At 63.8% G+C, this 6,381-nt stretch carries 5 protein-coding genes; 3 read left to right on the top strand and 2 right to left on the bottom strand.

Annotated elements, in window-relative coordinates:
* Positions 1-535: 535 nt before the first annotated feature.
* A complete protein-coding gene (locus AC30NL_RS07570; RefSeq protein ID WP_489463397.1) occupies positions 536-1,060 on the bottom strand; it encodes an OmpA family protein in 525 nt (174 codons plus the stop codon).
* 218 nt (positions 1,061-1,278) lie between these two features.
* On the opposite strand from AC30NL_RS07570, the gene AC30NL_RS07565 reads away from it, so the two are divergent.
* The 3 genes from AC30NL_RS07565 to AC30NL_RS07555 all read left to right on the top strand — a co-directional run bounded on the left by AC30NL_RS07565 (position 1,279) and on the right by AC30NL_RS07555 (position 5,414).
* On the top strand, positions 1,279-3,309 hold the full coding sequence (locus AC30NL_RS07565; RefSeq protein ID WP_489463396.1) for a protein kinase domain-containing protein: 2,031 nt from the start codon (positions 1,279-1,281) through the stop codon (positions 3,307-3,309).
* A gap of 171 nt (positions 3,310-3,480) precedes the next feature.
* Positions 3,481-4,530 (top strand): polysaccharide deacetylase family protein, encoded by a 1,050-nt coding sequence (locus AC30NL_RS07560; RefSeq protein ID WP_489463395.1) that lies wholly within the window; start codon positions 3,481-3,483, stop codon positions 4,528-4,530.
* Complete coding sequence (locus AC30NL_RS07555; RefSeq protein ID WP_489463394.1) at positions 4,527-5,414, top strand: tetratricopeptide repeat protein; 888 nt, start codon at positions 4,527-4,529, stop codon at positions 5,412-5,414. Before AC30NL_RS07560 ends, AC30NL_RS07555 begins: the two co-directional genes overlap by 4 nt.
* A 196-nt stretch (positions 5,415-5,610) precedes the next feature.
* Here the strand turns inward: AC30NL_RS07555 and AC30NL_RS07550 are convergent, their stop codons facing one another.
* Positions 5,611-6,327, bottom strand: a complete 717-nt coding sequence (locus tag AC30NL_RS07550) for a LysM peptidoglycan-binding domain-containing protein (protein WP_489463393.1) — start codon at positions 6,325-6,327, stop codon at positions 5,611-5,613.
* Between the last annotated feature and the right edge of the window lie 54 nt (positions 6,328-6,381).

The raw sequence follows: 6,381 nt of genomic DNA, 5'->3' as shown, positions 1-6,381 counted from the left end.
GGCGCAATACGGTTCCTCGGCGAACGGCGGGCATCAGTCTGGCAGCGACTACCTGTTTGAACAGAGGCAGCTGGACGGGGTGCGGTGATGCGCCTTGTTTTCGAGCTAAGGACATGGCGGGAATAACCCAGTTCGTTCAATCTGCACCCACCCCGTTCAGGCTGCACCCACCCCGTTCGGGCTGAGGTATCGAAGCCCTCCACTGCGGGATGAGGCTTCGATACCTCAGCCCGAACGGGGCGGTGTGGTGCAGCCCGAACGGGGCGGTGTGTGTGCAGCCCGAACGGGGTGGCGCAATACGGGTCCTCGGCGAACGGTGGACATCAGTCTGGCAGTCGAACAAAGGCAGCTGGACGGGGTGCGGTGACGTCCTTGCTTTCGAGCTCAGGACATGGCCGGGAATAGCCCAAGTTCGTTCAGGCTGCACCCACCCCCGTTCGGGCTGAGGTATCGAAGCCCTCCACCGCGAGATGCGGCTTCCATAGCCTCGACCCGAACGGGGTGTGTGAGTCAACACAATTTGCGCGTCATGTCCTTAGTTGCGTCCAGTGACGATCGTGACGCGACGGTTCTCCGGCGCATCTGGATGCTTCGAGTCGAGCAGTTCGGCCGAGCCTTTGCCCACTGAGGTCAGTCGCTCGGACAAGATGCCGTGGTGGCTGACGAGGTAGTTCACGACGGCCTCGGCGCGCTCTTGCGACAGCACAAAATTGCGCTCGGCCGAACCTCTCGGATCGGCGTGCCCCTCGACCTTGAAGGACAGGCCGGCCAGCTTGTCCGACTGAAGCGCACGGCCCACGACATCGATGGCCATCTTGCTTTCAGCGGGCAGCTCGGCTGAATCGGTCGGAAAGGTGATCAGCAGCGACGCCTTGCCCGGCCCACCATGCGCAGCGCGGTCCATCGGTGCGCGCACTGCCGGCCCGAACCCGCGAAGTGCGCTGTCTACCGGTGCTTGTGGAGCTTCGACGGAGAGCAGTTCGATCACTGCGCGCTCGTTCACTTGTGCGCCCCGCAGAACTTGCTCGCGGGGCTGTGCGATCGAAACGGCGGTGCTCATCAACAAGCATCCCAACCACAGCGATGGACTCGGTCTCATGAGGGCACTCCAGATGGACGACCCCCGATGCAGATCGTCATCCGATGAATCTAGCGCCTGTCGAGTGGGCCGCGAGGTGACTTTGGTCCATTGATTGCGAGTCGCCCATCAGGCGACGATGCATCTGCGCAGCTGTGAACTGCGCGGATGTTCCTCTTCGCAAGTCAAAGGCAGTACCGATGTCACAACCAGAAGGCTCGAATGGCCGCCGCATGGACAGCGGCGGCGGAGCCGTGGAGACGCCGGCGCTGCCATCCCATGACGAGGACGCTACGCAAATAGCGCCCGGCAATCCGTTCACGAGCCCGCCTTCGTCGCGGTCGACAAGCGGTTTCGGCCCGGCCACTCATTCCGTTGCCACATCGCTCGGCCGTTCCAATGCCGCTGCGCCACCAAAGGGCGACGCCAGCCTTCCAGGCGAGCAGGAGCACATCCCCGAAACCCTCCCTGGCCACGTCGAATCCGGCGCCCCCGAAGCCCGCCAAGTCGGCCGCTACCTGATCCGCGAGCGCCTCGGTCGTGGCGGCATGGCGACCGTCTTCAAAGCCCACGACCCCGACATAGGCCGCGACGTCGCAATCAAATTCCTCCACGCCACACTTTGCGAAGACGAGCAATACCGCGGCCGCTTCCTGCGTGAGGCGCGCGCCGCAGGCGGCTTGTCGCACCCGAACATCGTCACTGTTCACGACGTCGGCGAGATCGAGAGGCGGCCCTACATGGCAATGGAGTTGCTCGACGGCGAGCCGCTCTCAGAGATGATGCAGGCCGGCAAGCCGATGCCTTTGCGTGACATGGTGATCATGGGCATCCAGCTCGCCCGCGCTCTCGACTATGCGCATTCCCACCGCATCGTCCATCGCGACATCAAGCCGGGCAATATCGTGCGGCTCAAAGGCACGAACACGATCAAGGTGACCGACTTCGGCATCGCGCACATGGAGTCGTCTGGCGGTGCGGAGCAGCGCACGCGCGTCGGCGATGTGCTCGGAACGCCGCAGTACATGTCGCCTGAGCAAACGCAGGGCGAGAAGCTCGACGGCCGCTCTGACCTGTTCTCCGCCGGCATCATGTTCTACCAAATGCTCACCGGCCAGCGTCCGTTCCAGGGCGACAGCCTCGTCGCGCTGGCTGTGAAGATCGCCAAGGAAGAGCCGACACCGATTGAGAAGCTGAGGCCCGATCTGCCTTCGTCCTTGCGCCGCATCGTCGAGCGCTGCCTTGCCAAGGCGCCGGATCGGCGCTTTCAGACGGGGGCCGAGTTGTCCGATGCGCTGACGCGCGTGCTGGCTGAACTCGACGAAGCAGCGCGCCACAACAAGCGGTCGCGCATCATGCCGCTGCGTGTCAAGTGGGCGGCGACCATGGCATTGATCGTCGCCGTCGTGATGGCGCTGTCAGCCACCTTGATCACGCAACGGCAGTACGGGGCGATGATGAAACAGGTGACCGACTACGGCGCGTCGCTCGCGCGCTTCATCGCAGCGCAGAACGCCGTGGCAGCACTGTCGGAAGACTGGCCGGTCGTCGACGTTGCCGTGCAAGAGATGATGAAGACCGGCGACTTCCACAGCGTCACGGTGATCGATCGCGACGGCATCGTGCGTGCCGCTGGTGACCAGGCCTTGGTAGGCAAGCCGTACCAGCCGCAACGGGCCGAATCGCTCGGCACGCGCGACGGCGGCGTGAGCATGTCGCGTTCTACCTCGCAAGGTGAACGGGTGCTGGGCTTCGATGCGCCCATCACGTTTCAAGGCAAATCGGTTGGACGCGTCGCTCTCGCATTGCCGGAGCGGCCACTGGTACGCGTGGCGCGTTTGTCGATGGGGCTCATGGCCGTGCTTGTGGTCGTGACGGTGCTCGCCGTCGCCATTGCGATGTACTTCGTTGCCAACTGGTTCGCCCGACCGATCAAGGTTGTGAGTGACGCGATGGGCGAGATCGCCAAGGGCCGCTTCGAGCATCGCATCGAAAAGCAGCGCAAGGACGAGTTCGGGCTGTTGTTCTCCGCGTTCGATCGCATGGCGCAGGCATTGCACGAAGCGCGGGCCAGCGGTGGCGCGTCGATGTCCTTGCCGACTCCGACACCGGCTCCCTTGCGCCCGAGCAACGATGCGGCTGCATCGCCGACTGCATCGTCGGCCAAAGCCACGGGCAGCGACGCAGCAGATCCGACAAGCGATCTCGCTGCGAACAAACCGTCAACCTGAGAGGCTGAGAGTATTTCGATCATGCCCGCTCATCACGCCAAAAGGCCCTTGCTCGTCGTTGCAAATGCTCGCCATAGCACGAGCGATGGCTGCGCTTTGCGCCTGGATCAGGCGCCTTTTGACGTGCTGCTCAGGCACGCTCGAAAAACTCTCAGCCTCTGAGGGCTTCCAATGGTTCGCACAATGCAAGCGCCGTGGGGTGCGATACGACTGGTATTGGCAAGCCTGATTGCCGTGGTGGCCGGATGCGGCTCGCCGCCGATCATGTCGCCTCCCTCGTCAACAGCCTCGTCGTCCTCACGTACCGCGACCGGTCAGGTGCTGGGGCAAAGCGATCGGTTCGCCATCTACCAGCCCAACCCGGAGGACACGCTGCGTTCCATCGCCGCAAGATTTCTCGGCAGCGAAGAACGCTATTGGGTGATCGGTGACTTCAACAACATCAGCCGTGTCGAGGCGGGGCAGCCGCTGGTGGTGCCGCTGAAGACCTTGAACCCGACGGGCATCCATGCCGACCAGTACCAGACCGTGCCTATCCTCTGCTATCACCGCTTCGGAAACTCGGGCGGAAAAATGGTGGTGTCGCCGACTCGCTTTGCACAACAGCTGGATTGGCTGGCGCGCAACGACTTCCACGTCATTCCGCTTGCGCAGCTCGTCGGCTACCTCGAAGGCAAGCAATCATTGCCCAAACGATCGGTGGTCATCACCATCGACGATGGGTATGAATCGGTGTACCGGCATGCGCTGCCGTTGCTGCGCCAGCACGGCTTTCCGGCGACGCTCTTCGTCTACACCGACTTTATCGGCGCGGGAGATGCCCTGAGCTGGCCGCAGCTGCAAGAACTCGCCGCCTCCGGCCTGGTGGATGTGCAGGCACATTCGAAGTCGCATCGCAACCTGATCGAGCGCGCCGCAAGCGAAAGTGATGCGCAGTATCGCCAAGACATCGAAGCTGAGGCGCGTGCTCCGCGCGACATCATGGAGCGGCGCCTGCAAGTACGAGTGCGGCACTACGCCTTTCCTTTCGGCGATGCGAACGAGCAGGTGCTGGACGTGCTCAACCGCCAGCAGTATCAGCTTGCAGTGACGGTCAATCCGGGCGGAAATGCATTCTTCGCCCAGCCCTTGATGCTGCGCAGGACGATGATCTACGGCGATCACGACCTGGAAGCCTTCAAGTCCAGGCTGCAGATCAGCCGGACGATGAGGGCGCCATGATGCCGACGCTGCGAGTCCAAATCCACATGGCGCTGACGGGTCGTCTCGCCGCTGCTTCGCTCGCGATTGCGTTGGCGGCGTGCGGCACCGTGCCGATGACGTCGACAGGGCCCGACGACGATGGGGCAGGGGCCGTGTCACGAGGATCGGTCACGCGCGCGAACTTCGAGAAAAGGCTGCGCGAGCGGGCGCTGAGCCAAGGCCGTCGTGGTCGACTCGCAGAGGCGGCAACCTCCTGGGAAATTCTTACCGTGCTGCGGCCCGAAACGCACGAGTACCGCGACCGCCTGGAAGAGACACGGCGCCAGATCGACACTGCCATCGCGGACCGCCTGCAGCGCGGCGCGCAGGCGCTCAAGCGCGGCGAGTCCGATGCTGCCGCGGCGCAGTACCTTGCGGCCTTGGCGCTGCAGCCGGACAACGATGAGGCCGCGCAGGCGCTGCGCAACATCGAGCGCGACCGAAACAAGCGCAGCTTTCTCGGCAAGCCTTCGCGCGTCACGCTGACGCGTCGCGCCATCAACGACTCGCAGATGGCGGCCTCGAGCACTCCACGGACCCCTCTGGATCGCAACGAACTCGAACACGCTGCCATGCTGGGCATGCAAGGCGAGCTGGACGACGCTATTGCCTTGCTCGAGCGATACCTGGCCGTTGACACACAAGACGCCGCGGCCTGCCATCTGCTGGCCGACATGTACTACCAGAAGGCGGAAAAGCAATTGCCGAGCGACAAACCGGGTGCCATCAGCGCGCTCGCGAAGAGTCTGTGCCTGGATGCGTCGAATACGCGCGCCGCTACGCGGCTCAAGGAGCTGAAGAACGGCAGTGAGGCCGTGGTGGCCATGGTGCTGGCGCGCGAGAGCTGCGAGTCGGCTCGTTGAAGCCTGGTGCAGTGTTCGCGCTATGCGGAACTTAATAAGACCAACGGATTTGGCCGCCTGACTAGGCGCAAACCGCAGCGATGCCCGTCGTATCGCGAGGAGTTGCAACGACGTCACGGGGCCAAAGACGCGGTCTAATGTTCCGCATACGTGAAACACTGCACCAGCGGCAGCCGCAGGGGCCTGGCCCAGCTACCTACAACCTCTTGACTTTTTCTTTCAAGCCCAGCGCGCGTTGCCGCTCGAGTTTTGCGGAGTCGTTGCTGGGGTCGACGAGCAGTACGCGTTCCCACCAGCGGATGGAGCCATCGAGGTCCTGCTTGGCAAAGGCAGTGCGCGCGCTCATCGTGTAGCTGAACACGAGCTGCTTGCGCATCTGATTGGCCTTGGCGTCGGCGCCGGGCTGGTCGAGGCCTGCGGCCCTTCGGTATTCGTCATACGCGCGCTCGATGTTGCCGCCGCGCTCTGCCGCTTCAGCGCTGCGCATCGCGCGCTCTCCAGGCGATGGCTCGGGTGGAGCGGGCGGAGGCAGTGCCGCCACCACCACCGGTGGCGGCGAAGGCGCCTCGACGCGGACAGGCTCGCGCACCACTGACGGCGGCGGCGCCTTGCCCGGAATGCGCAGAGTCTGCCCGCCCGACACTTGCCTGGGCACGGCAATACCGTTGTAGCGCGCAAGAATGTAGAAGGAGTAGATGTCGCCCAGAAATCGCTGGGCAATGCTGGACATGCTGTCGTTGGGCCGCACGGTGTAGCTGAACGATTCGCGGCCCAGGGTGGCGACAGGGTCGACGGTGATCTGGCGCATCAAGTGCAGCGCCAGCTTGTTGGCCGGGTCGGCCGTCAGCGCGCGCTGCAACTCGGCCTTGGCTTGTTCTTCATGACCCAATTCGAGCAGGTTCGCAGCACCCATCGCGATCTTCGTTGCCTGCTGTTGCGTGACCACGGATCCGGGTGTTGCGGCGCC

It is taken from the genome of Rhizobacter sp. (assembly GCA_021153565.1).
Lineage (GTDB): Bacteria > Pseudomonadota > Gammaproteobacteria > Burkholderiales > Burkholderiaceae_C > Albitalea.
The sequence above is the reverse complement of the archived record's forward strand: the minus strand, read 5'-3'. Positions and strand labels throughout refer to the sequence as shown.

Excerpts from the sequence above, each read along its gene's own strand:
- AC30NL_RS07550 (WP_489463393.1), bottom strand. The coding sequence starts at position 6,327 with ATGGGTGCTGCGAACCTGCTCGAATTGGGTCATGAAGAACAAGCCAAG.
- AC30NL_RS07555 (WP_489463394.1), top strand. The coding sequence starts at position 4,527 with ATGATGCCGACGCTGCGAGTCCAAATCCACATGGCGCTGACGGGTCGT.
- AC30NL_RS07565 (WP_489463396.1), top strand. The coding sequence starts at position 1,279 with ATGTCACAACCAGAAGGCTCGAATGGCCGCCGCATGGACAGCGGCGGC.
- AC30NL_RS07570 (WP_489463397.1), bottom strand. The coding sequence starts at position 1,060 with ATGAGCACCGCCGTTTCGATCGCACAGCCCCGCGAGCAAGTTCTGCGG.
- AC30NL_RS07560 (WP_489463395.1), top strand. The coding sequence starts at position 3,481 with ATGGTTCGCACAATGCAAGCGCCGTGGGGTGCGATACGACTGGTATTG.